The sequence below is a fragment of the Hyphomonas sp. KY3 genome, from assembly GCF_017309975.1.
Taxonomy (GTDB): Bacteria; Pseudomonadota; Alphaproteobacteria; order Caulobacterales; family Hyphomonadaceae; genus Hyphomonas.
This window is the reverse complement of sequence record NZ_CP022271.1, coordinates 263,284-284,821: the sequence shown is the minus strand read 5'-3', so window position 1 is coordinate 284,821 and position 21,538 is coordinate 263,284. Positions and strand designations below refer to the sequence as shown.

At 59.9% G+C, this 21,538-nt stretch carries 22 protein-coding genes; 11 read left to right on the top strand and 11 right to left on the bottom strand.

Annotation, left to right across the window (positions count from 1 at the left end; genetic code table 11):
* Positions 1 to 2: 2 nt before the first annotated feature.
* The 5 genes from CFA77_RS01485 to CFA77_RS01465 all read right to left on the bottom strand — a co-directional run bounded on the left by CFA77_RS01485 (position 3) and on the right by CFA77_RS01465 (position 5,015).
* Complete coding sequence (locus tag CFA77_RS01485) at positions 3 to 542, bottom strand: TerB family tellurite resistance protein (RefSeq protein WP_206991944.1); 540 nt, start codon at positions 540 to 542, stop codon at positions 3 to 5.
* 47 nt (positions 543 to 589) lie between these two features.
* Positions 590 to 2,746 carry a PQQ-dependent dehydrogenase, methanol/ethanol family gene (locus tag CFA77_RS01480; RefSeq protein ID WP_242517445.1) on the bottom strand — a complete coding sequence of 719 codons (2,157 nt, stop codon included), beginning with the start codon at positions 2,744 to 2,746 and terminating at the stop codon, positions 590 to 592.
* 100 nt (positions 2,747 to 2,846) lie between these two features.
* Positions 2,847 to 3,746 carry an orotidine-5'-phosphate decarboxylase gene (gene pyrF / locus CFA77_RS01475; RefSeq protein ID WP_206991943.1) on the bottom strand — a complete coding sequence of 300 codons (900 nt, stop codon included), beginning with the start codon at positions 3,744 to 3,746 and terminating at the stop codon, positions 2,847 to 2,849.
* Positions 3,743 to 4,564: a serine protease gene (locus CFA77_RS01470; RefSeq protein ID WP_034817667.1), complete on the bottom strand. Its 822-nt coding sequence runs from the start codon at positions 4,562 to 4,564 to the stop codon at positions 3,743 to 3,745. Before CFA77_RS01470 ends, pyrF begins: the two co-directional genes overlap by 4 nt.
* A gap of 19 nt (positions 4,565 to 4,583) precedes the next feature.
* Positions 4,584 to 5,015, bottom strand: a complete 432-nt coding sequence (locus tag CFA77_RS01465; protein WP_206991942.1) for a DUF350 domain-containing protein — start codon at positions 5,013 to 5,015, stop codon at positions 4,584 to 4,586.
* Between the two features lie 93 nt (positions 5,016 to 5,108).
* Between CFA77_RS01465 and CFA77_RS01460 the strand changes: the two genes are divergently transcribed.
* Genes CFA77_RS01460 through CFA77_RS01440 form a run of 5 tightly spaced genes read left to right on the top strand, consistent with a single transcriptional unit; the run spans position 5,109 to position 7,803 of the window.
* A complete protein-coding gene (locus CFA77_RS01460) occupies positions 5,109 to 5,891 on the top strand; it encodes a 3-hydroxybutyrate dehydrogenase (protein ID WP_206991941.1) in 783 nt (260 codons plus the stop codon).
* A gap of 53 nt (positions 5,892 to 5,944) precedes the next feature.
* The gene (locus CFA77_RS01455) at positions 5,945 to 6,301 is read left to right on the top strand and encodes a hypothetical protein (RefSeq protein ID WP_206991940.1); all 357 of its coding nucleotides are present in this window, start codon (positions 5,945 to 5,947) and stop codon (positions 6,299 to 6,301) included.
* Between the two features lie 47 nt (positions 6,302 to 6,348).
* Positions 6,349 to 6,996, top strand: coding sequence for a hypothetical protein (locus tag CFA77_RS01450; protein ID WP_206991939.1), 648 nt, complete (start codon positions 6,349 to 6,351; stop codon positions 6,994 to 6,996).
* Between the two features lie 19 nt (positions 6,997 to 7,015).
* Positions 7,016 to 7,420 (top strand): heavy-metal-associated domain-containing protein, encoded by a 405-nt coding sequence (locus CFA77_RS01445; protein ID WP_206991938.1) that lies wholly within the window; start codon positions 7,016 to 7,018, stop codon positions 7,418 to 7,420.
* Positions 7,417 to 7,803 (top strand): hypothetical protein, encoded by a 387-nt coding sequence (locus tag CFA77_RS01440; RefSeq protein ID WP_206991937.1) that lies wholly within the window; start codon positions 7,417 to 7,419, stop codon positions 7,801 to 7,803. The genes CFA77_RS01445 and CFA77_RS01440 overlap by 4 nt, the downstream gene beginning before the upstream one ends.
* Positions 7,804 to 7,841: 38 nt before the next feature.
* Here CFA77_RS01440 and CFA77_RS01435 read toward each other — a convergent pair whose 3' ends face one another.
* Complete coding sequence (locus CFA77_RS01435) at positions 7,842 to 8,483, bottom strand: SCO family protein (RefSeq protein ID WP_206991936.1); 642 nt, start codon at positions 8,481 to 8,483, stop codon at positions 7,842 to 7,844.
* A 62-nt stretch (positions 8,484 to 8,545) separates the two neighbouring features.
* Between CFA77_RS01435 and CFA77_RS01430 the strand changes: the two genes are divergently transcribed.
* The 3 genes from CFA77_RS01430 to CFA77_RS01420 all read left to right on the top strand — a co-directional run bounded on the left by CFA77_RS01430 (position 8,546) and on the right by CFA77_RS01420 (position 12,886).
* Positions 8,546 to 9,916: an ActS/PrrB/RegB family redox-sensitive histidine kinase gene (locus tag CFA77_RS01430; protein WP_206991935.1), complete on the top strand. Its 1,371-nt coding sequence runs from the start codon at positions 8,546 to 8,548 to the stop codon at positions 9,914 to 9,916.
* Between the two features lie 47 nt (positions 9,917 to 9,963).
* Positions 9,964 to 10,536, top strand: coding sequence for an ActR/PrrA/RegA family redox response regulator transcription factor (locus tag CFA77_RS01425; RefSeq protein WP_051608054.1), 573 nt, complete (start codon positions 9,964 to 9,966; stop codon positions 10,534 to 10,536).
* A 109-nt stretch (positions 10,537 to 10,645) separates the two neighbouring features.
* Complete coding sequence (locus CFA77_RS01420; RefSeq protein WP_206991934.1) at positions 10,646 to 12,886, top strand: TonB-dependent receptor; 2,241 nt, start codon at positions 10,646 to 10,648, stop codon at positions 12,884 to 12,886.
* Positions 12,887 to 12,889: 3 nt separating this feature from the next.
* Here the strand turns inward: CFA77_RS01420 and CFA77_RS01415 are convergent, their stop codons facing one another.
* Positions 12,890 to 14,944, bottom strand: a complete 2,055-nt coding sequence (locus tag CFA77_RS01415; RefSeq protein ID WP_206991933.1) for a glycosyltransferase family 39 protein — start codon at positions 14,942 to 14,944, stop codon at positions 12,890 to 12,892.
* Between the two features lie 164 nt (positions 14,945 to 15,108).
* On the opposite strand from CFA77_RS01415, the gene CFA77_RS01410 reads away from it, so the two are divergent.
* Positions 15,109 to 15,840: a glycosyltransferase family 2 protein gene (locus tag CFA77_RS01410; RefSeq protein ID WP_084333547.1), complete on the top strand. Its 732-nt coding sequence runs from the start codon at positions 15,109 to 15,111 to the stop codon at positions 15,838 to 15,840.
* Here the strand turns inward: CFA77_RS01410 and CFA77_RS01405 are convergent.
* Entirely contained in the window at positions 15,837 to 16,190 is a 354-nt protein-coding gene (locus tag CFA77_RS01405) for a nuclear transport factor 2 family protein (protein WP_034817639.1), read from the bottom strand. The genes CFA77_RS01410 and CFA77_RS01405 overlap by 4 nt on opposite strands.
* An 11-nt stretch (positions 16,191 to 16,201) precedes the next feature.
* Positions 16,202 to 17,458 (bottom strand): crotonyl-CoA carboxylase/reductase, encoded by a 1,257-nt coding sequence (gene ccrA / locus CFA77_RS01400; protein ID WP_034817636.1) that lies wholly within the window; start codon positions 17,456 to 17,458, stop codon positions 16,202 to 16,204.
* Between the two features lie 162 nt (positions 17,459 to 17,620).
* On the opposite strand from ccrA, the gene CFA77_RS01395 reads away from it, so the two are divergent.
* On the top strand, positions 17,621 to 18,505 hold the full coding sequence (locus CFA77_RS01395; RefSeq protein WP_206991932.1) for an aminotransferase class IV: 885 nt from the start codon (positions 17,621 to 17,623) through the stop codon (positions 18,503 to 18,505).
* Here the strand turns inward: CFA77_RS01395 and CFA77_RS01390 are convergent.
* Together CFA77_RS01390 and CFA77_RS01385 are read right to left on the bottom strand one after the other, a co-directional pair.
* The gene (locus CFA77_RS01390; RefSeq protein WP_034817631.1) at positions 18,451 to 18,753 is read right to left on the bottom strand and encodes a SemiSWEET transporter; all 303 of its coding nucleotides are present in this window, start codon (positions 18,751 to 18,753) and stop codon (positions 18,451 to 18,453) included. The two genes, CFA77_RS01395 and CFA77_RS01390, sit on opposite strands and share 55 nt — an antisense overlap.
* Positions 18,754 to 18,866: 113 nt before the next feature.
* On the bottom strand, positions 18,867 to 19,385 hold the full coding sequence (locus tag CFA77_RS01385; protein WP_206991931.1) for a hypothetical protein: 519 nt from the start codon (positions 19,383 to 19,385) through the stop codon (positions 18,867 to 18,869).
* Between the two features lie 126 nt (positions 19,386 to 19,511).
* Between CFA77_RS01385 and CFA77_RS01380 the strand changes: the two genes are divergently transcribed.
* Positions 19,512 to 21,497, top strand: coding sequence for a protein meaA (locus CFA77_RS01380; RefSeq protein WP_206993140.1), 1,986 nt, complete (start codon positions 19,512 to 19,514; stop codon positions 21,495 to 21,497).
* Positions 21,498 to 21,538 lie beyond the last annotated feature (41 nt).

The window sequence follows — 21,538 nt, the reverse complement described above, 5'->3', positions numbered from 1 at the left end:
ACTCAGGTCTTGAGGCCTGCCTTGTCCCGGAACACTTGCAGGAGGGCCAGTTGTTCGCGCGTCGGCACGCCTTCCGCCTCGGACACCGCCACCAGCATCGCGTCGAGATCGACAATTTCCTTTGGGCCAAGCTGCGGGGAACTGACGATCAATTCGCTCAGCTTGCGCATGGCGCGCTGGGGATCCGGCGCGGAATTGGTGACCCAAGCCGCATGGGCGGACAATTCATCAGCCTCAGCCTGAGTGAAGCTGAAATTCTGCATCATCTCATCATCTATGATGCGCGCCTGTCGTTCGGTCAGAGGCCCTTCCCGGCCACGGGCAACTTCCATCATCATGACGGCGGCGGCTTCGCGCGGGTCTTCGATCAGGCTGATGCCATTGCGGCCTGCCTTGTATTTGAAGGCAAAGCGGCGAGGCGTATTCGTAAGCGTGCGCGCCGCATCCATCGCCACTTTCGCGCCGCGGCGGGCCATCTGGATACGCCACGACCAGATGCCGATCGTTGTCAGGATACCCAGAATGAGGATGACTATATGCATCCGGCGTATGTAGCGCGGCCCGGCAGGCCGCGCTACTCACAATTCGATCATTCGCCCCCGGAGCCAGCCGGGACAGCGGCATGGGCCTGCGCCAGCACATAGGCGCGGATCGACTCCACCTGATCCGGCGTCAGATGATCTGCGAACGAGACCATGCCATTGGCGGCGAGGTTTCCGTCGATCACCACACCTTTCCACGCCATTTCGTTGCCACTGATCGCCGACCAGCGCAGGTCCGGCAGAACGCCTGAGCTGACCGCCAGCGGACCGTGGCAGACGGTACAGTTACGGGCATAGTGAACCGATCCCTCGGCGATCATAGTCTCGTCCCCGAACGAGTCGGCTTTCGGGGTCTTGTCGATCATCGGGAAATCCGGGTCGGCGATTTCGCCCGTGCCGCCCAGCTTGAAGGTGACGACCTTGCCGACTGTAGAGGGCACGGTCTCGTCATAGGCGAAGCCTGCAGAGAGACCAAAGGCACTGCCCCAACCAGTCGTAATCGTGACGTATTGCTCACCATCGATCATGTAGGTGCCGGGGCCGGACGCGCCGCCGGATTTGAGTTCATGATTCCAGAGCTTGTCGCCCGTTTCGGCATCATAGGCGACGAAATCGCCATTCAGCTTGCCCTGGAAAACCAGACCGCCTGCCGTGGACAGCACGCCGCCATTCCAGGCATTGCCATGTTCCACCGACCAGCGCGCTTCGCGGGCAATCGGATCCCATGCGATCAAGCGTCCCTTGAGGGTTGAGCGCAGGAATTTGGCGACTTCCGGCGGCGCGATCGGCGGGACGCCAGCAGAGAAGTCTGCGCCCGTATTCCAGCCGACAGGCTGGGTCTCGAAGCGCGGATCGCGAGCATAGGCCTGAGGAATTTCCTGCGCTGGAATATAGGCGAGGTTCAAATCCGGATTGAAGGCCATCGGATGCCAGTTGTGTGCACCGAGGGGGCCTGGCAGCTGCTCGTAAGGGACGGCGCCATACCGTGCATCGGCGATTTCAATCGGACGACCGTTTTCGTCGAGGCCCTCTGCCCAGTTCATCGGCACGAACGCATCGCCGGAGATGAACTCGCCGGATTCCGCGTCCAGTACGTAGAAGAAGCCATTCTTCGGAGCCTGCATCGCGACACGGCGCGCTTCACCATCTTCGCCAACAGGCAAGTCTGCCAGAATGATGGTCTGCGTGGCTGTATAGTCCCAATTGTCGCCGGGTGTGGTCTGGAAATGCCACTTGTACGCACCGGTTTCGGCATCCACCGCAACGATGGAGGACAGGAAGAGATTGTCGCCACCGGACGGATCACGGAATTCCCGGTTCCACGGCGAACCATTGCCGACCCCGAAGATGATCTGGTCGTTGACCTCATCATAGACGATGGAGTCCCAGACAGTTCCACCGCCACCATCGGTGACCCAGGCACCTTCATCGCCCCAGGTGACATTGCCGATGTCTTCAAAGGCTGCATCCGAGATTTCGCCGTCTGGCTGTTTCTCCGGGTTCGGAACAGTGTAGAACCGCCAGACCTTGTCTCCGGTATTGGCATCATAAGCCGAAAGATAACCGCGCACACCGAGCTCGGCACCGCCATTGCCAATCAACACTTTGCCATTCACCACACGCGGCGCACCGGTGATCGTATAGGGCTTGGACTGATCAACGGTGACCTTGCTCCAGACAACTTCGCCCGTTTCGGCATCAAGCGCTTCGAGCCGCCCATCAATCACGCCTACGAAGACCTTGCCGTCATAAACAGCCACGCCACGGTTTACGACATCGCAACAGGCTTTCACGCCGACGGCGCGGTCCACATCCGGATCGTAAACCCACAATTCCTCACCCGTCTTGGCATCAAGCGCATAGACCAGCGACCAGGCAGAGGTGACGTACATCACGCCGTCCACGACAATCGGCGTCGATTCCACGCCGCGATTGGTGGCAAGGTCATAAGTCCACGCGACGCCCAGGTCTGCGACGGTTTCCTTGTTCACATCTATCAGGCTCGAATGGCGCTGCTCGTCATAAGTCCCACCATATGTCAGCCATTCGTCAGCTGCGCTCGCGGTACTTATCCGGTTCGTGTCGACCGCCGCAAAGGCTTCCGGTTCCGAAAGTGTCTCAGTGTCTGCTGTTTTTGCCTGCCCGCAGGCGGCAAGGATTGCGAAGGATGCTCCCGCAATCAAGGTGGACTGCCAGTTCGCCATGGCCGTTTCACTCCCCTGTCTGTTTCCTCAAAACGGTCTTACGCCGCGCTCAGAGGAAAGAGTAGATGAGGCAGGCCGATTGTCGAGGCCTGTCTTAAGGTCAGCCCGACGCTACAGGCACGCGTCCGGCATGCATGGAGAGATCGGTCTGAGCAGCTTCAATGGCGGCCACAATAAGCGCGTGCCAGTCGGCTTGGCTTTCTACGGTGTCTGATCCGGCCGGGAATGTGACGGAACGCGATGCATTCACGACGCCGCCTTCGAGGCGATTTGAAACCGCCTTGAATCCCGCAAGCGCATCTTCGGCCCCGCCGCCCTGCGCGCCATAGCCCGGCACCAGAAACAGCGCGTCCGGCGCGAGCTGTCGCAATTGGCGGGCCTCATCCGGGCCCGTCGCGCCCGCCACCAGCATCAGGCTGGACCATTCGCCCGCCCCCTTCAGGCGCTGGATCGCCGGGGCGAGCGCCTCAACGACGCGTGCATAGAGTGGGGCGCCCTCAAGATCTTTCGCCTGAAAATCGGCTGAGCCGGGATTCGACGTGCGCGCGAGCACGACGACCCCCTTGCCGTTTGCCTCGGCCTCTTCGAGGAAGGGCTCCAACGTATCGAGGCCCATATAAGGGTTTACCGTCACGGCATCGGAGGGGAATGGCGCCGCTTCTGACAAGTATGCGGCTGCATAGCCTCTGGCTGTTGTCCCGATGTCGCCGCGCTTGGCATCCGCGAGAACAAGAAGGCCCGCCTCTCTTGAAGCTTCGCAGACGCGTTGCAATGCGCGCATTCCGTCAGGCCCGTGCCGCTCAAACAGGCCGACTTGCGGCTTGACCACGCAGGCGCGTCCGGCCGCCGCCGCCACGACTGCTTCGCCCCAAGCGGCCACCCCTTCGGGCGTGTCCCCGCCGAACAGGTCCGGGATACGGCCAGGATGCGGGTCGATACCCACGCAGAGTGGGCCCAACTGGCGCGCGCCAGCGATGAGGCGAGAGGCAAAGCTGGTCATGGGGTGACCCGGCAGGCCACTTTCACGACCTGAAGACGGCGGCGGGCATTGTCTGACATCGGGCCGTAAGTCTCCTCGGCAAAAATCTCGGTCGGGCCATCCTCGCGTTCCACGCTCAGGCTGGTCAGGAAGGCATCTATAGATGTCGGCGCAGCCGTATAGATACGCCCGCGCCGCGGGCTCTCGGCCACGATCACGCCGCGCACAGTCCCCCCCGCATCAAAGACCGGTCCGCCAGAAATTCCCCCCAACGAACCGTTCAAGCCACGCGTCCGGCCAATCTCGGCCCAGGCAAGAATAGGTTCAGCGCCTTCCCGGCGCCCGCGCGTGATGAGTTTCGAGCGGGACATGAGTTTCGTGGCCACTTCTCCCGGTCGTCCCTGAGGGTAGCCAACATGATAACCATGCGTGCCGATGCGAAGCGGAGATACGAGATCAAGTTTTACCGAGTTGGGGCTGCGACCTGTTGAAAGAAGGGCAAGGTCATGATCCGGATCAACGACGATGCTGTCGACCGGCACATATTGCCCGGGCGCCACCAGCAGGCCGACAGAGTTGCAACCGTCCACGACATGCCGGGCCGTGATCCACTGACCATTCTTGTTCACGGCGAAAGCAGTGCCGATCCCGTCCTTGGGCTCGCTGACCTGGACGAGCACCTGTTCGTCCAATGGCGACGGCGGCGGCAGGGTCGGACCTTCGGATTCCAGGACGGTTGGCGGCGGCTCAGGTGCGTCAGCTTTTGGATCCTGCGAAAACATGGTCCAGACGACGACGCCCAGAACCAATGCATAGATCACCCAGTCAAACGAACGCATCACTGCCTGAGTACCTCCGTTAGAACCTCTGCAGGACCGGGTCCCAGAGACCCGCTGCAATGATCAGGGCTGATGCCAGCTTTGCCGCAACAAGGACGACGGCTGCGCCAGCCTCCTCCTTTTCAATCCGTTTGGGAATATCGGTGAGCAAGACATCGACGAGACGGTAGACGAGGAGCTGGATCAGGAGTGAGACGACACCCCAGATGGCCAAGTCTATCAGGGTGACACTGGAGGCCAGACAGGAGGCAATGGGGATCGCAAGACCAACAATGGCCCCGGCCAATGCAAATCCTGCGGCCGAATTGCCTTCCTTTACGAGCGCCAGCTCCTTCCACGGGGTCAGCAGCACGTATATGGTGCTGGCGATGGCAAGCATCGCGCCAGCCGCTGCTGTCCACAACAGAAAGCGTGGGAATGCCTCGACAAAGGCAAGAGTTTCACCGCCCATAAACGCTCACTATTTCCTCTAATATCAATCGGCTCTATCAGAGCCAGACCTATTCCTACCCATAGCACGCCACAGCCTCAAGGAGACATATTCATGATCAAGGGGAAAACCGCCCTCGTTACCGGCTCCACCAGCGGGATCGGGAAGGCTATTGCAGACCGTCTTGCACAGGAAGGCTGCAATGTCGTGCTGAACGGATTTGGCGACGCCGATGAGATCAAGGCCCTGCAGGCTGAAATGGGAAAGGAACACGGCGTACAGATCGGCTATTCAGGCGCTGACCTGACCAATCCGGACGCGATTGAAGAGATGATGGCCTATGTGACAACCGATTTTGGCGGTACCGATATTCTGGTCAACAATGCCGGCACGCAATTTGTGTCACCCCTCGAAGAATTCCCAGTGGCCAAATGGGATCTGATCATGGCGCTGAACTTGTCAGCTGCCTTTCACACGACCCGGATGGCGATTGGACCCATGAAAGAAAAAGGCTGGGGCCGCATCATCAATACCGGCAGCGCCCACGCCAAGGTCGCTTCCCCGTTCAAGTCAGCCTATGTCGCGGCCAAGCATGGGCTTTCCGGCCTGACCAAGGTGACGGCTCTGGAGGGTGCGGAACACGGCGTACGGTGCAATCTGGTCTGTCCCGGCTATGTCCACACGCCGCTGGTCGATGGCCAGATCGACGATACGGCAAAGGCGCGCGGCATGACGCGTGATGAAGTTGTGAAAAACGTGCTGCTCGCCGCCCAGCCAACCAAGGAATTCGTGACTGCCGAGCAGATTGGCGGCTTCGTTGCCTTCCTCTGCTCGCCGGATGCTGACCAGATCAATGGTGCCGACCTCTCCATGGACGGCGGCTGGGTGGCACAATAGCTCACTGAAAGGTCATTTGACGGCGCAGCTATCGTGCGAGATAGAAAACGACGATGTTCCAAAGGATCGCCCTTCTTTGCCTCAGCCTGTTGCTGATCGCATCCGGTACGGCAAGCGCCGCGCAGGACAGCTGTCCTGCATCGGATGTGGGCCAGATGACGCATGTGATGCCTGCAATGAATGGGGATTGCGACATGGGGATGGGGTCCATGGACCACTCCCAGCCAAAAGATCAGGACGGGCCATCGCACGATACGGCTTGTTGCTGTCCGGCCATCGTTGCGGCGCTGCCGAGTGCTGCTGCCCCTGAAGGCCATAGCGACCTTTACCCGCCCCTGTTCAATATTCCTCTGGATGCGACGCCAATCTCGGTCGCATCCGTTCCGGAGCCGCCTCCTCCCCGGGCCTGATGATCCTCTCATAATCTCAGGATCAACCCGGAACAAAGGAGAAGGCCTTGTCCTTCCTTTCCCGCGCCGCGCCTTTCGCGGCCTGTCTCACATGGGCGGCCCTCGCTCCCATGGCCGAGGCCCGTCCCGTCTCCTACCCAGGCGGCTGGACGGTCATGCAGATGAACAATGGGGATTCCTCCTCGCTGCATGCACACTATTCACCCACAGCATCGGACTCGATCGGGTTCTATGCAGAGCGTAACTGGGCCGAAGACGTCCAGTTCACCGGCCTGCAATACAACCGGCTGCTGAAACGATGGAACGGCCCTTCAAGCCAGGCGAACACCTATTTCAAATTGGGTGTGGGTCAGGCCGATCCGTTCGGGAGTGAGTCTCCTGAACTGTCCGGTTTTGCCGCTTTCGCCGCGGACTGGGAGACCCGCCGCTGGTTCGCCTCCTATGAGGCAAAAGCCACCGACTATGCCGGCAACAAGAGCGTGCGCCATAGTGGCCGCGTCGGCGTTGCCCCGTATATCGGCGACTATGGCGACCTTCACACATGGTTGATGCTGCAGGTGGATAACCACCCCGAAAGCAATGAGCCCGTTACCACAACCCCCCTCGTCCGGTTCTTCAAGGGCGTCCAGATGGTCGAGCTCGGCTACACGCTAGAAACCGAAGAGCTGCTCGCGAACTGGATCGTCCGGTTCTGACTTTCAAAGGATATTACTCATGAAACTGATTAAACCCGCTTTCGCGTCCCTCGCTTTTTGCCTGCTCGCCGCTCCGGCACTGGCTGATGAAACGATGGATCATTCCAAGATGGACCATTCGATGATGGATCATTCGGCGCATGCCGACATGGTCGCTGAACCCAATACCGATGCCGACCCGGCCGCTTCAGCCCAGACCGTCACCGCCAAGGTGAACGGCCTCGTCTGCGATTTTTGCGCACAGGCCGTCCGCAAGGTTTTCAAGAAGCAGGACGCCGTCGAAAGCGTCAATGTCGACCTGGACAATGGCGAAATCGTCCTTGGCCTGAAGGCTGGCGCGACGATGGATGATCAAACGATCGAAAAGCTGATCCGCAAGTCCGGTTATTCGCTCGTCAGCATTGACCGCGGTGGCGACGCATGAGCGAAGACGTAAAATCTCCCAGCACCCTGCCTGCCTTCCTGTCGCTGTTCACTTCAACCGGAACACTGATCTGCTGCGCCCTACCGGCCCTGCTGGTCAGCATCGGCGCCGGCGCGGTGATGGCAGGCCTGATCGAGGCCGTGCCGCAGATCACCTGGCTCGGCAAGAACAAGGGTCTCGTGTTCGGCATCGCAGCGTTGATGATCGCGTTGGCTGGGGCCTGGCAATGGCATGCAAGGTCGCTGCCCTGTCCAATTGACCCGGTGAAGGCACGGGCGTGTACGCGCGCGCGCCAGCTCAGTTGGGTCGTCTGGTGGGTCAGCGTTGTCGCATTTCTGGTTGGCGGGTTCTTCGCCTTCTTCGCGGCAAGCCTGTTCATCTAAGATGTTCAGGGCCCGGCTGGAAAGTCGGGCCCTTCATCCTAATCCTGCAGGATCTCTTCGAGACAGGCCGAGATGGTTTCAGCCGTGTCTTCATGCGTGAAGAAGGTCTTCAACTGCCAGTTCTCATCCATCAGATAGAGCAGCGACGTATGGTCCATTGTGTATTCGGACTGGCTTTCAGATTGCTCTACGCGAGAAAAGTCCGACAGGAACTCATCCGCGGCCGCGCGAACTTCCTCTGGCGTGCCCGTCAGGCCGACGAGGTTTTTCGGAAAGCGCGGCGCCTTCACATAGCTAGCCAGAACTTCGGGCGTGTCCCGTTCCGGATCCACCGAAATGAGCAATGTCTGCGGCGGCTCAACACTTTCGGGCAGCTGCTCATAGGCGCGCTCCACATTGACGAGCGTCATCGGGCAGACGTCCGGGCAATAGGTGAACCCGAAATAGATCAGCGTCGGACGACCTTTGAAATCGGCTTCCGTCACGCGCGCCCCGGAATCGGAGATGAGTGAGATCGGCCCGCCAATCTCCGGATAGGCACGGCTGAGGCAACTGGCCTGCGCACCTCCGGACTTTACCGCTCCGGCGGAGTCTTTCTCCGGCGCGCTGGCGGGAGCGCAGGCGGCCAATACGGCGGTGGCGAGCAGGGCGGATGACGTTGCAATCGATCTGAGCATCATAGGGGGGATATGCGCCGCAAGCGGCGCTTGGCGCAAGCGTCACGCTGCCGCATAAGGCGCTAATGGATGATTTGGCCCGCGACGGACACATAGATCTCGACGATGCGATCTTCACCCTTCCCCCAGAAGGGTTGGGATCGGCGCAATCCGCCCTCGGGCGCACGCGCCTGCGCACTTTCATCACGCTGCGCTGGCTGGCCGTGGCCGGGCAAACGGCAGCGGTATTGTTCGTGGCGTTCGGACTTGGCTTCGACATGCCGCTTGCGCTCTGCCTGTCAATCATTGCGGCGTCGGCCTGGTTGAACGTGTTCCTGTCTTTTGCCTTCCAGAGCCAGCGCCTGACGCGCGGGTGGGAGGCGACCCTGCAGTTGGCATTCGATACGGTACAATTGGCTGCGCTGATCGCCGCGACGGGTGGACTGTCAAACCCGTTCCTGTTGCTTCTGGTTGCCCCCGTGACTGTTGCTGCGCTCAGTCTCAGCTCGTTCAGGGCCTCCCTTATCGCTCTGCTTGCCTTGGTATTGGCGGCCCTGATGCCGCTTATTCACATGCCCCTGCCCTGGGGTGTGGCGAACTCTTCGATTGCGCTGCCGCCTCTGTTCCAGCTTGGCCAGTTCGCAGCCCTTGCTGTCGGTGTGGTCTTCTTTGCCTTGTCAGCGGCGCGGGTCAGTCAGGATGAGGCCCGGCTCGTGCGCGCGCTCGATGCAGCGGGGGTCGTCATGGCGCGCGAGCAACGCCTGTCCGCGCTCGGTGCAATGTCTGCAATGACCACACATGAGTTGGGAACCCCGCTTGCCACGATCCATCTCGTCGCGAAGGAATTGCAGTCGGATCTCGACTCCGAGGATCCGCGCGCCGAGGACATTATCCTGATTGCCGAACAGGCCGACCGGTGCCGCGCGATCCTCGCCACGATCCGTGAAGCGCGCGAAGCAACCGACATCGTGCATGCGCGAATCCCGCTGGATGCGCTGGTGGCCGAGGCCGCTGCGCCATTCAAGGGGTTGGGCGTGGATCTGACCGTCCGGGCGGAACCTGCTGAAGATGGCACACCACGTGCGCCGACCCTGAAACGCAGTCCGGAAGTTTTGCACGCGCTGGGTGCCTTCATCGAAAATGCGGTGAGTTTCGCCGATACGCGCGTGAACGTCGTGGCGACTTGGACTGCAGACCAGATCATGGTCACAATCAGCGATGACGGCCCCGGCTTTGCCGCCGAAGTGCTGCCGAAACTGGGCGAGCCCTATGTCTCTCAACGCGGCGAGGCGCATCTGGGCGGGGGTGACATGGGGCTTGGATTCTTCATCGCAAAAACGCTTATTGAGCGCACCGGCGGCCGCATCGCGACCCGGAACAGGACCCCGCCGAAAAAGGGCGCGGTCGTCCAGACTCTATGGCCCCTTGGCATTTTGCAGGCGCCTGACTTGGATTAATGACCGGTTCAGACCTATATGACGGTTGTTACATCAAGGAAAAGCCAATGGAACGGCCCATCACTGTGAATTTGCACGAGAGCCTCAAGGATGTTGAGGATCGCTCATGTCTCGTAATGGACGATGATGGTCCGTTTGTGCAACGCATGGCCCGCGCGCTCGCCCAGCGCGGTTTCGTGGTCTCTGCCGTCTCGACCGTGTCCGAAGGCAAGGATATTGCCCGCCTGAACCCACCGGCCTTTGCCGTTCTGGACCTGCGCCTGGAAGATGGCAGCGGGCTGGATGTGGTGGAAGTACTGCACAAGCACCGTCCGGATGCTCGCGCTGTTATCCTGACGGGGTATGGCGCCATTGCGACAGCCGTCGCCGCTGTCAAAGCTGGCGCTGTGGACTATTTGTCGAAGCCTGCAGATGTGGAAGACATCATTCGCGCGCTCGCCGCATCACCTGACGAAAAGCCCGCTCCGCCAGAAAATCCGATGTCAGCCGACCGGGTTCGCTGGGAGCATATTCAGCGCGTCTATGAGCTGTGCAATCACAACGTTTCGGAAACCGCGCGCCGCCTGAACATGCACCGACGGACGCTGCAACGCATCCTTGCAAAACGCGCCCCGCGCTAAACCTGTATCCTGTAATAGTGTTGCCAGAATACGTCGCTTTGGCTGACGCAGCCTCGGCATCAGCTAAATGCAGTTGCGTCGCATTCTGAACGGCTGGTAATCGCCGCTCATGAAAAAATTTCAGTGCTCAGTCGCCCCGCTCGCCCTCCTCGCTTTTGCCCTCCCAGCCACGGCCCAGTCCGATGACCCGGTGAACCGGCTGGACACGATCGTCACCACAGCCACCCCGAGCGCCACGCCTCTGACAGACATTCCGATGTCCGTCAGCGTGATTGATACCAGGGATCTGTCGCTGGCGGATGCTTATGTCAGTGCCGAGGACATGACTGACCTGCTGACCGGGGTTGAGGCCGCTGTCGCAAACGGTACGCAGGTCGCCTTCCAGATTCGCGGCATCGGCGCGGTTGACCATCAGGCCCTGACGCCCACCGCCGCTGCGGTCTATTCCGATGGCGTCTATCTGGCGACCAACGTCCAGACGGGCCTGATGCTGTATGATCTTGCCCGTGTGGAAGTTCTGAAAGGCCCGCAAGGCACGCTGTATGGCCGCAACGCGTCCGGGGGCGCGATCAATTTCATCTCCGCGAAACCTGGCGAGGACCAGCGCCGGTATGTTCGGGCAGGCTATGGCAACCTGAATCGCGCTGACCTGGATGGCGCCTATGGGGAGCACTACGATAATGGCTTCAGCTATCGCCTCGCCGGGCGGTACCTGTCGCGCGACACCGCACTCGACAATGTTGCCGGCCCGGAAGATGCGGGCGGTGTGCGGGACGAATTCGGTTTGCGCCTCGGCCTCAATTGGGACAAGGCGTTTGGTGGGTCCCTGCTCGTGCGCACGCACTATGAGGAAGACAATGGCGTCAATGCCGCGCCGCGCAATGATACACTTGACCTTAACGACCATGAGATCGCGGTGGGCCGTGACGGCGTTCAGGATACCGATAATGAATTCTATGGTGTCTCGGCAGAATATGAGCGCGCTGTCGGGCGGTGGACGCTGACATCTCTCACGGCCTTCGAAGGGTACAATCAGGATTACGGGTTTGACTTTGACGGGGCCGTCGTCCTGTTCGACAATCCGAACTTCAACGCCAACCTCGCCTATATCCGCGACTTCCGGCAGTACTCGCAGGAATTCCGCCTGCAGACAGACTGGGACGGCGCCAGCACCATGATCGGTGTATCGGGATCGCTGGAAGATTTCAGCCAGACCTATACGATCTGGTGCGGCGACCTGGATGCCGACACGCTGCTCGGCACCTGTCCTTATGTCGGCGCCGCCAGCCGGGCAGGGCCAACCCCGACCTCAGATGCACGGGCGATGACTCTGATCACAGATATCAGGCAGGACCGTTCGGCTCTGGCCGCCTTCACCTATAATGAATTCGACCTCTCTGATCGGTTGACCGCTACACTCGGCGCGCGGGTAACGCATGAGCGGATTGAGGGTCAGGGAAGCGGCCGTCACATCTTTGAGGATGGCACGATTGGCTTCAACAATGTCGGGGGTCTCGGCCTGGCGGCAGGCGCGAACGAGATCGAAAAGACGCGGCTTTCGGGCAACGCGGCCCTCGCCTACGAACTCGGCCAAGGCAACGCTTATGTCTCGGTTTCCAACAGCTACAAATCGGGCGGCTTCAATGGCGAAGTCCAGAATAACGCCACTCATTTCGCTGATGCGGGCTTGTTCGACGCAGAGACCGTCACAGCCTATGAGGTCGGCTACAAGAGCCGACCAGACGATACGTTCACTTACAGCATCGCTGCATTTCTTCAGGATTATCAAGACCCGCAGGCGCGCATCTTCGTGAACTTCGCCTTGCCCGACGGTTCAAGCATTACGTCCAACTCGCTGTCCAATCTTGATGAAGCGACATCCTACGGGGTGGAAGTCGATTTGGCATGGCAGGCTACGGAGCAACTATCGCTGGATGGTGGCTTGACGCTTCTGGAAACCGAGATTGATCAGTCGTCCGACATTGGCGGAAATGCCGACACATTTGACGGCAACCCCCTCCCCTTCGCACCAGATGTCTCCGCCACCCTCGGCGGGCGCTACGAGTTCGCGGTTGCGGAAACGATCGAGGCCAGCCTCGCCGCACACGCCAAGTATCGCGGTGATTACTATCTCGACCCAGAGGGCCTGGACAGCCGCATGCAGGACGGCTTCACGACCCTGCAGGCAGAGGCGAACTTCGTGTTTACAGATACCGGTCTCAGCTTGACCGTATGGGGACGGAACTTGACCGATGAAGACTATGCCGTCTCAGGCTATGGCTTTATCGGGTATGACACATTCCGTTCCGACCCGCGCACCTATGGCGTGCGGATCGGCTACGAGTTCTAGAAATCAATCCGGGCAGTCGCCATAATCGAAGCGGAGGGCCCGGAAATTGACTGGGTCCCCGTTTGAATAATTCAACGCATAGTAAGGCTCGGTCTCGGTGACACAGAGGCGCATCTGGTCGGCCTGAGCGCGCAAATGGCGGATCTCGTCTTCGATCGGCGGCTCGGCCTTGCGATCCTCGAAATTGACGAGATAGACGACCGGATAAGCGGACGGGTCTTGAGGCAGGTCGAGCGGGGTTTCCGGCGGGTGGAGATTCTGCGTGCCAAGGGTCAGCACATAGGAGGGCTCGGCATAGCCAAGCGCCAGGATGCGTTCCGGCGGCTGCCAGTCACACGCCTCGCCCGGCACACCGCAAACATCCTCCAGCGCCAGACGCGCCGTTTCGGTCGGCTGCACCCAGACCTGGCTCGGCAGCATGAAGATGCGGATATGCCAGCCGATTGCGACGGCCGCATAGATGGCGAACATGGCAGCATTGCACTCATGGCGCCGACTGAACTCGATGATGGCAACTCCACAAAGGCCAAAGCCGATCCACCAGAACCAAAGTGGGAACGCCCGATAATCCGCCCATGATGCGAGCACGTCTTCGGGAAAGGCTGTCGAGAAATCGCCCGCCGTTTCCGCCATGAAATAGGTTGTCACACCGGGGAATGACGCGGCAAGTAAGAGGATCGCCCCCAACGCGAACAGGATCAGGGACGCCCATCGCGTAACGGGCCACAATTCCCCTTCCATCATTTTAGCCGCTGCATAGCCTGCGAGCAGTCCGAAGGCAGGATAGGCCGGAAGGATGTAGTGACTGAGCAGGGTCGGCATCAGTTCGAAGAAGGCATAGGTCAGGACCGCCCAGGCCACGAGCATGCGGACCGCGCGCGTCTCGTCAGGTATGATCGCTTCTCCGACCGGATGCTTCGCCATCCATGTGTCGCGCCCCGACACCCACCAGAAATAGGCGAGCAAGACTGCTGGCCATGCTGGCAGCGGCTTGAGGGTGGCAATTGTGTTCAGCGCTTGTGCTGCCAGTCCCGTTCCTGCCGGGCGCGGCAGGAAGGGCAGCAGATAACTCAAGATCAACAAGACCGCGAACAATGCCGCGCCCACCAACAAAACGTGCTTCAGCCATGCCGCGCCTTGCGGCTTGATGGGCTTCAACGTCTTCCACGCCGCCACAAAGCCGGGAATGATGAACAGGGTCGCCGGGAAGAACCAGGCCGGAATATGGGTAAGATGGTAGAATGGCCAGCCACCATGCCCCTCAGAGGCGCCGGTGAACTTGTCTTTCAGATCCTTGCCGACCGCGCCCTTGATGTATTGCCCATCAGTCGCAGCCTGAATCCAGAGAAACCAGGGCAGCACCATTGCCACGAAAATCGCTGGCCCCGGCCACCAGAGCAAAACGCGCCACCAGTCGCCTCCCTTACCATCTGTCGCCTTGGCCCAAACCCATGCCCCGATCCCGGCATAGGCGGCCACCATCGGCGTCACTGGCCCCTTGATCAGGAAGCTGGTGCCCATGCAAAACCAGAAGAGCAGCGCCATCTTTTTCGACTGGTCACGGCGCATATAAAGGCGCGCAAGCGCACCTATACTGAGCGTTGTCAGGAAAACGAGCATTCCGTCTGTTTTCGAGATGTGCGCTTCCGATGTCAGAAGGAGCGTCGCGCCGAACAAGGCTGAGCCGACAAAGCTGGCCCTTCGCCCAACCAGGACCAGTCCGGCCCAGAAACAGGCAAGCGTTCCGAAGGCGGCCCCCAACCAGCTCGGCACGCGATAGGTCCAGATCTGCTTTGCCTCGGGCCCCGTAAACACTGCCGTCGAGGCGGCCTGCAGCCAGTGAATGCCTGCCGGCTTCTTGTTGCGCAGCTCATCCTGATACTGGATGCGGATATAATCCTGCTCCTCCAGCATTTCCTTCGAGGCCTGCGCAAACCGGCTCTCATCCCTGTCGAGGGCAGGCAAATTGAACACGCCGGGCGCGGCAGCGCCGAATGTAAGGATGAACAGGACGAACCAGGGTTTCCAGCCGGTGGAAAGTCGATCAAGCAAAGTCATGATTGCCATTTACCTTGTTCATGTCCGCGCGTCTTCAGGGTTTTGCGCTGAGATTCCTAGCGTGACAAATGCGCCGCAGGGCTCGCCTTGCGTCAAATCGCTTTGTATGAGCGTGCGAAACCTGCCTCGCGCGCTCGCGAGCCCCTGCCTGAAAGGTGCCAGCCGTGGCCCAGTCGCTTGAATTTTCCATCGTTGTTCCGGTTCATAATGAATCCGGCAATGTCGAATCCCTGATCACCGAGATTCACCGCGCGCTCGATGGGCGCGCATTCGAAATGGTGTTCGTCGATGATGCGTCGACCGATGACACGCGGGCACGCCTGATCGAACTGAAGGAGCGCTTTCCGATGTTGCGCGTGATCGGGCACCGCAACAATGCCGGGCAGAGCCGGGCCATCCGTTCCGGAATAATGGCGGCGCGCGCGCCGGTGATTGGCACGCTGGATGGCGATGGACAGAACGATCCAGCCGATCTGCCAGACCTGTACCGCCAGCTGACGCGGGCAGATGCGCCGGAATCGCTGAAAATGGTTATGGGCCGCCGCACCAAGCGTAAAGACACTGCCTGGAAGCGGTTTGGCAGCAGTTTTGCCAACAAGATCCGCAAACGCCTGCTGCGGGATGATTGCGACGATGCCGGCTGTGGCGTGAAGGCGATCTATCGGGAAGCCTTCCTGAGGTTGCCCTATTTCGATCATATCCATCGCTACGTCCCTGCCCTGATGCAGGCCGAAGGCTTCGATGTGGAATATCGCGACGTGAATCATCGCGAGCGTCGTAGCGGAACATCGAACTATACGAATTTTGGCCGATTGGCCGATGCCCTGTCCGATTTGCGGGGCGTTATGTGGTTGGTCCGCCGTCGGCGCAATCCGGGCGGCATGGACGAGCTTTAGCCGTAGGTCGCGACAGCGATACAGATTTCGCCATCCTCATCGAAAATAAAAGTTTCAGCCGCGTTCTGGCCGCGATGGTTGGTGTAAAGCAACGTGATCGCGTCTGATCCGGTCAACACGTCTTCCAGTTCAAAATACAGATCACTCGCGCTGGCCATTGCGGCCTGCCAGTATTTGCGCAGCCCCGCTTTTCCAGTCAGGAAATCCTCATCCGTCCCCATCACCAGCGCAATGCGCGGCGAATGGAACACGACCCCGTCGGCATAGTGCGACAGCACAGCGTCGAGGTCGTGATCATTCCAGGCTGCTACCCATTCACGGGCAAACGAATCAGCGTCCGGTCTGGCCATACGGCCTGTTACTAGGCTTGGCCGTTTACCGCCAGAACATCTTCAACCGTTCGGAGACCCGGCTTTGGTGAGGTCACCAGAACAGCCATGTTTCCAGGCAGATGTTTGTTGTCCAGCATCTTGTCGTGCGCGGCCGGAATGTCTTCCCACGGGAAGACTTCGGACATGCCCGGATCAATGCGCCGATTGATCACCAATTGGTTCGCGGCGCTTGCCTGTTTCAGGTTTGCGAAATGGCTGCCCTGTACCCGCTTCTGCCGCATCCAGAGGAAGCGCGCATCCATGGTCAGGTTGAAGCCGGTCGTGCCGGCGCAGATGACGACCATGCCGCCACGCTTCACAACGAACACAGACACAGGGAAAGTCGACTCACCCGGATGTTCGAACACGATGTCGACATCCTTCTTGTCAGTGAGTTCCCAGATCGCCTTGCCGAACTTTCGGCTCTCTTTCATATAGTCATTGAATTCCGGACCATTCACCGTTGGCAGCTGCCCCCAGCAATTGAAGTCCTTGCGGTTGAGCACGCCTTTGGCACCGAGACTGAGCACATGCTCTTTCTTGTCATCGCTTCCGACAACCCCAATCGCGTTCGCCCCCGTGACAGCACAAAGCTGGACACCGAAGCTGCCAAGGCCGCCCGAGGCGCCCCAGACAAGGACATTGTCTGCCGGCTTCACGATGTGCGGGCGGTGGCCGAACAGCATGCGGTAGGCTGTGGCAAGCGTCAGTGTGTAGCAGGCGCTCTCTTCCCAGGTCAGATGCTTGGGGCGCGGCATGCATTGGCGCGCCTGCACGCGGCAGAATTGGGCGAAGGAGCCGTCTGGAGTTTCGTAGCCCCAGATACGCTGACTGGGCGAGAACATCGGGTCGCCGCCATTACATTCCTCGTCGTCGCCATCATCCTGGTTGCAGTGGATGACCACTTCGTCACCCGGCTTCACGCGTGTCACTTTGCGACCGACAGCCCATACGATCCCGGACGCGTCGGACCCTGCAACGTGGAAATCCTGCTTGTGAACGTCGAATACGGACATCGGCTCGCCAAGTGCGGCCCAGATGCCATTATAGTTCACGCCAGCTGCCATCACGAGGACCAGCACTTCGTCGGAATCGATTTCCGGAACCGGAACCTGTTCCAGCTGCATCGCCGTTGACGGACGCCCGTGACGGTCGCGGCGGATCGCCCAGGCGTGCATCATCTTCGGAACGTGGAACTCCGGCGGGATCTCGCCGAGCTCGTAAATATCTTTGGTTTCCCTTGCCATGGCAGGGGGGCCCTCCTCCTTGATTACATTTCCGGGATGGTCCGGCGCACAATTATTCGTGGCTTCACAAACCACCCGGTTCCCGCCACCTTGGCCGCTGAACGAAGAGCTTGCAAGAATTTTGTTGCGCTGCACAAATTTCGAAAAAGGGGCGTTGCAATCATGTCTATCGGCGACACGGTTTATCTGAACGGAGTCTTCACCCAGCGGAAAGACGCCCTGATCTCCCCGCTGGACCGGGGATTCCTGTTTTCCCACGCAGCCTATGAAGTGACCGCTGTTTACGGCGGAAAACTGATCGATTTCGAAGGTCATGTGTCGCGCCTCGGCAACACGCTGGAAGCAATTTCGATCCCTAACCCACATGACGCGGCCGCGTGGGAGGACATTCACAGCCAGTTGATCGCCCGCAACGGCCTTTCAGAGGGACTGATCTATCTCGAAGTTTCAGCAGGCGCCTACGACTCCCGGGATTTTGCTGGCCCGGAGACCTTCACACCCACAATTTTCCTGTATGCGGATCATCGCCCCCTGATCAGTGAGAAAGCCGAGCAGGGCATTCGCGCCATCTTCCTGAACGACATTCGCTGGCGTCGGCGCGATATCAAGACAACTCAGCTCCTGTCGCAGGCCCTCGCCTACCGCGCTGCGCGCGAAGCCGGCGCCGAAACCGCGTTCATGGTCGAGGACGGCCACGTCACCGAAGCGGCCTCCGCCAATACTTGGATCGTGACCGAGGAGGGCCGGATCATCACGCGCAATCTGTCCAGCGACATACTGCCCGGAATTACGCGCGCCCATGTCATTGCCCGGCTTCGCAATCAGGGACTGGATATCGAGGAGCGCGCCTTCACACCGGATGAGGCATACGCTGCCAAGGAGATTTTCACGACCTCAGCGGGGGCTATGATTGCGCCTGTCATACAGCTGGAGGATCGACCGGTCGGCACCGGCAAGCCGGGTCCTGTTACGCGGCAAGTACAGCGCCTCTATTATGAGGCGATTGGCGCTGATGTGGAAAAGGTCGCGGCTTGGGCTTTGGCCTGAAGCGAGTGACGCACTTTGAGGGCCAGGATCATACTGGCCAACAGCAGCGTGACGCTATTGGCCACGATCATGGGGAGCGATCCCAGCAGAATGCCATAGACCAGCCAGCCTGCGACGCCGGTAGTGAACATCGCATACATGATCAGCGATATCCCATCAGTCCTTCCGGTGCGAATGACCATCAGGGCCTGAGGCAGGAAAGACAGGGTCGTCAGAGCTGCGGCCATCAGGCCAATCATGTCAGACATTGAGGGGAAATTCCTTTAGAGCCTGCGCCATATAGCCGATTTGCAGCCCTCACGAAACCGCCTGGAAACGCATGGTGCTCATGAATGTTTGCGGTAACGAGACCATACCCGTTTCAGTCGCGGTCGATCACTTCGCCTTCGATGATTTCACCCGGCCCTTCGCCAGCCTGAGACGCCCCGCCCGGCGGCGTGATATTGGCGTTCATCTGGGCCATGACACTCGACACTTCCCGGGTCGCCATGCGCGCGCTGATGGCATTGGCCAGCAGAGCAACGCCAGCCACGGCAAAAAAAAGACCAAGATCAGTCAGACCGAGCCCCCGCGCCAGAATGGTCTCACGAAACAGAGCGAGCACGCCAAGGCTGACAATGAACAGGCCAGCCAGAAAGCCTGCTCGCACAGCAAAGCCGGGCAATAATCCCGTGATGGCGGGGTACCCCTCATTCCCGGACAACCGGTGCAGTCGAAACCGCTCGACCCAGCTGACCGCCAACATGCCCGCTGCGAGCAAGGCGACCATGAGCACACTACGCTCCATCAGCGCTGCAATCACCACACCGACCGGAAAGGCCAGGATAGCGACAATCCGCAATAGCAATGCAGTCTGGATCAGATTGGTCGGTTGATTCACTCGGGGTCTCCTCTCGCTTGTATCTGGTTGCTCAGACATCCTGACGCAAGCAGTGACGCTTGCTTTGCGACGTCGCACACGGCATGCTGCGCCGCAACATAACAAGGGGAGAATTCCGTGGCAGACATGGACAAAGCATACCAGCACGCACCGGACCGCCCGTGGATTTTCCGGACCTATGCCGGACATTCAACGGCAACAAAATCCAACGAACTGTATCGCGGCAACCTCGCCAAGGGTCAGACAGGCTTGTCGATTGCCTTCGACCTGCCCACCCAGACCGCGTATGACGCAGACCACATCCTCTCCAAGGGCGAAGTTGGCAAAGTGGGCGTGCCGGTCAAGCATCTCGGCGACATGCGCCTCCTGTTCGACCAGCTGCCGCTGGAAGAGATGAACACATCAATGACGATCAATGCGCCAGCCGCCTGGATGCTGGCGCTGTATGTGGCACTGGCGGATGAGCGCGGAGATGATCGCAAGAAACTGCGCGGCACCACTCAGAATGACATTGTGAAGGAATACCTTTCGCGCGGCACCTATGTATTCCCGCCGGAACCGAGCCTGCGTCTGATCTCGGATATGGTCAGCTGGTGCTACACCGAGGTCCCGAAATGGAATCCGATGAATGTCTGCTCTTACCATTTGCAGGAAGCGGGCGCGACGCCGGAACAGGAACTCGCCTATGCTTTGGCCACGGCAATCTCGGTGCTGGATACCGTAAAAGCCGGAGGGCAAGTTCCGGAATCAGACTTTGAAACGGTCTTCGGTCGAATTTCCTTCTTCGTGAACGCCGGAGTTCGTTTCGTTACGGAACTTTGTAAGATGCGTGCCTTTGTGGAACTCTGGGAAGAGATTGGCCGCGAACGCTATGGCGTGACCAGTCCGAAGGCGCTGCTATTCCGCTATGGCGTGCAGGTGAACTCGCTTGGCCTGACCGAGCCGCAGCCTGAAAACAATGTCTATCGCATCCTGATCGAGGCAATGGCCGTCACCCTGTCGAAGAAGGCTCGTTGCCGGGCCCTGCAGCTGCCGGCCTGGAATGAGGCGCTGGGCCTGCCACGCCCATGGGACCAGCAATGGTCGCTGCGTCTGCAGCAGATCCTCGCCTATGAAACAGACCTCCTGGAATACGAAGACATCTTCGACGGCAGCCATGTCATCGAATCCAAAACAGAAGAGCTGAAGGCGCTGGCCCGGGATACGCTGGCTGACCTCGATGCGCGGGGCGGCGCAATCCAGTCGATCGACCATATGAAGGAGAGCCTCGTCGGCGCACATATTGATCGCATCAAGGCGATTGAGAGCGGTGATCTGACCGTGGTTGGCGTCAACCGCTATGTCGAGACGGCGGAGAGCCCACTCGCAGGCGGCGACGGATCGATCCAGACGGTCGACCCGGCAGAGGAATCCGCCCAGGTTCGCGACCTGAAAGAATGGCGCAGCAAGCGAAATGCAAGCGCCGTTGAAAATGCGCTCGCAGCGCTGAAGCAAGCCGCACAGGACGGGACCAATATCATGGAGCCCTCGATTGCCTGCGCGAAGGCCGGCGTCACGACAGGTGAATGGGGCACGGCAATGCGGGACGTGTTTGGCGAATTCCGAGCACCCACGGGCGTCGCCATGGTTATCAAGACCGATGGCGAGGAAGATGCGGCCGCTGTCCGCAAGGACGTCGAGCGTGTTTCCCAAGCGCTCGGGCGCCAGCTGACCTATGTGCTCGGCAAGCCGGGCCTCGACGGCCATTCCAACGGCGCCGAACAGATCGCGGCACGGGGCCGGGAAGTCGGCATGAATGTCGTCTATGAGGGCATCCGGTTCACGCCGTCGGAGATTGCTGCGCAGGCCAAAGAAGCGAATGCACATGTCGTTGGGCTGTCCATTCTCTCTGGCAGCCACCTTGATCTGGTACGCGAAACAATTGCCGAGCTGCGCGCGGTCGGCCTCGGAGACGTGCCGGTCGTCATCGGCGGGATCATTCCGCCGGAAGATGCCCGTGCCCTGCGCCAGATGGGCATTGCCCGTGTCTACACGCCCAAGGATTTCAAGATCACCGAAATCATGGGCGACGTGGTCGGAATCGTCGAGAAAGCCTGGCTGGTCGAAGGCTGATCCGCTGCGTTCTGCGGATAAGAGATTGAATACCTGCCGGT

Coding starts and splice junctions, on each gene's coding strand:
- CFA77_RS01440 (WP_206991937.1), top strand. CDS start 7,417: ATGAGCGAAGACGTAAAATCTCCCAGCACCCTGCCTGCCTTCCTGTCG.
- CFA77_RS01420 (WP_206991934.1), top strand. CDS start 10,646: ATGAAAAAATTTCAGTGCTCAGTCGCCCCGCTCGCCCTCCTCGCTTTT.
- ccrA (WP_034817636.1), bottom strand. CDS start 17,458: ATGGCAAGGGAAACCAAAGATATTTACGAGCTCGGCGAGATCCCGCCG.
- CFA77_RS01405 (WP_034817639.1), bottom strand. CDS start 16,190: ATGGCCAGACCGGACGCTGATTCGTTTGCCCGTGAATGGGTAGCAGCC.
- CFA77_RS01395 (WP_206991932.1), top strand. CDS start 17,621: ATGTCTATCGGCGACACGGTTTATCTGAACGGAGTCTTCACCCAGCGG.
- CFA77_RS01435 (WP_206991936.1), bottom strand. CDS start 8,483: ATGATGCTCAGATCGATTGCAACGTCATCCGCCCTGCTCGCCACCGCC.
- CFA77_RS01430 (WP_206991935.1), top strand. CDS start 8,546: ATGGATGATTTGGCCCGCGACGGACACATAGATCTCGACGATGCGATC.
- CFA77_RS01455 (WP_206991940.1), top strand. CDS start 5,945: ATGTTCCAAAGGATCGCCCTTCTTTGCCTCAGCCTGTTGCTGATCGCA.
- CFA77_RS01485 (WP_206991944.1), bottom strand. CDS start 542: ATGCATATAGTCATCCTCATTCTGGGTATCCTGACAACGATCGGCATC.
- CFA77_RS01480 (WP_242517445.1), bottom strand. CDS start 2,746: ATGGCGAACTGGCAGTCCACCTTGATTGCGGGAGCATCCTTCGCAATC.
- CFA77_RS01470 (WP_034817667.1), bottom strand. CDS start 4,564: ATGCGTTCGTTTGACTGGGTGATCTATGCATTGGTTCTGGGCGTCGTC.
- CFA77_RS01445 (WP_206991938.1), top strand. CDS start 7,016: ATGAAACTGATTAAACCCGCTTTCGCGTCCCTCGCTTTTTGCCTGCTC.
- CFA77_RS01425 (WP_051608054.1), top strand. CDS start 9,964: ATGGAACGGCCCATCACTGTGAATTTGCACGAGAGCCTCAAGGATGTT.
- CFA77_RS01415 (WP_206991933.1), bottom strand. CDS start 14,944: ATGACTTTGCTTGATCGACTTTCCACCGGCTGGAAACCCTGGTTCGTC.
- pyrF (WP_206991943.1), bottom strand. CDS start 3,746: ATGACCAGCTTTGCCTCTCGCCTCATCGCTGGCGCGCGCCAGTTGGGC.
- CFA77_RS01390 (WP_034817631.1), bottom strand. CDS start 18,753: ATGTCTGACATGATTGGCCTGATGGCCGCAGCTCTGACGACCCTGTCT.
- CFA77_RS01460 (WP_206991941.1), top strand. CDS start 5,109: ATGATCAAGGGGAAAACCGCCCTCGTTACCGGCTCCACCAGCGGGATC.
- CFA77_RS01465 (WP_206991942.1), bottom strand. CDS start 5,015: ATGGGCGGTGAAACTCTTGCCTTTGTCGAGGCATTCCCACGCTTTCTG.
- CFA77_RS01380 (WP_206993140.1), top strand. CDS start 19,512: ATGGACAAAGCATACCAGCACGCACCGGACCGCCCGTGGATTTTCCGG.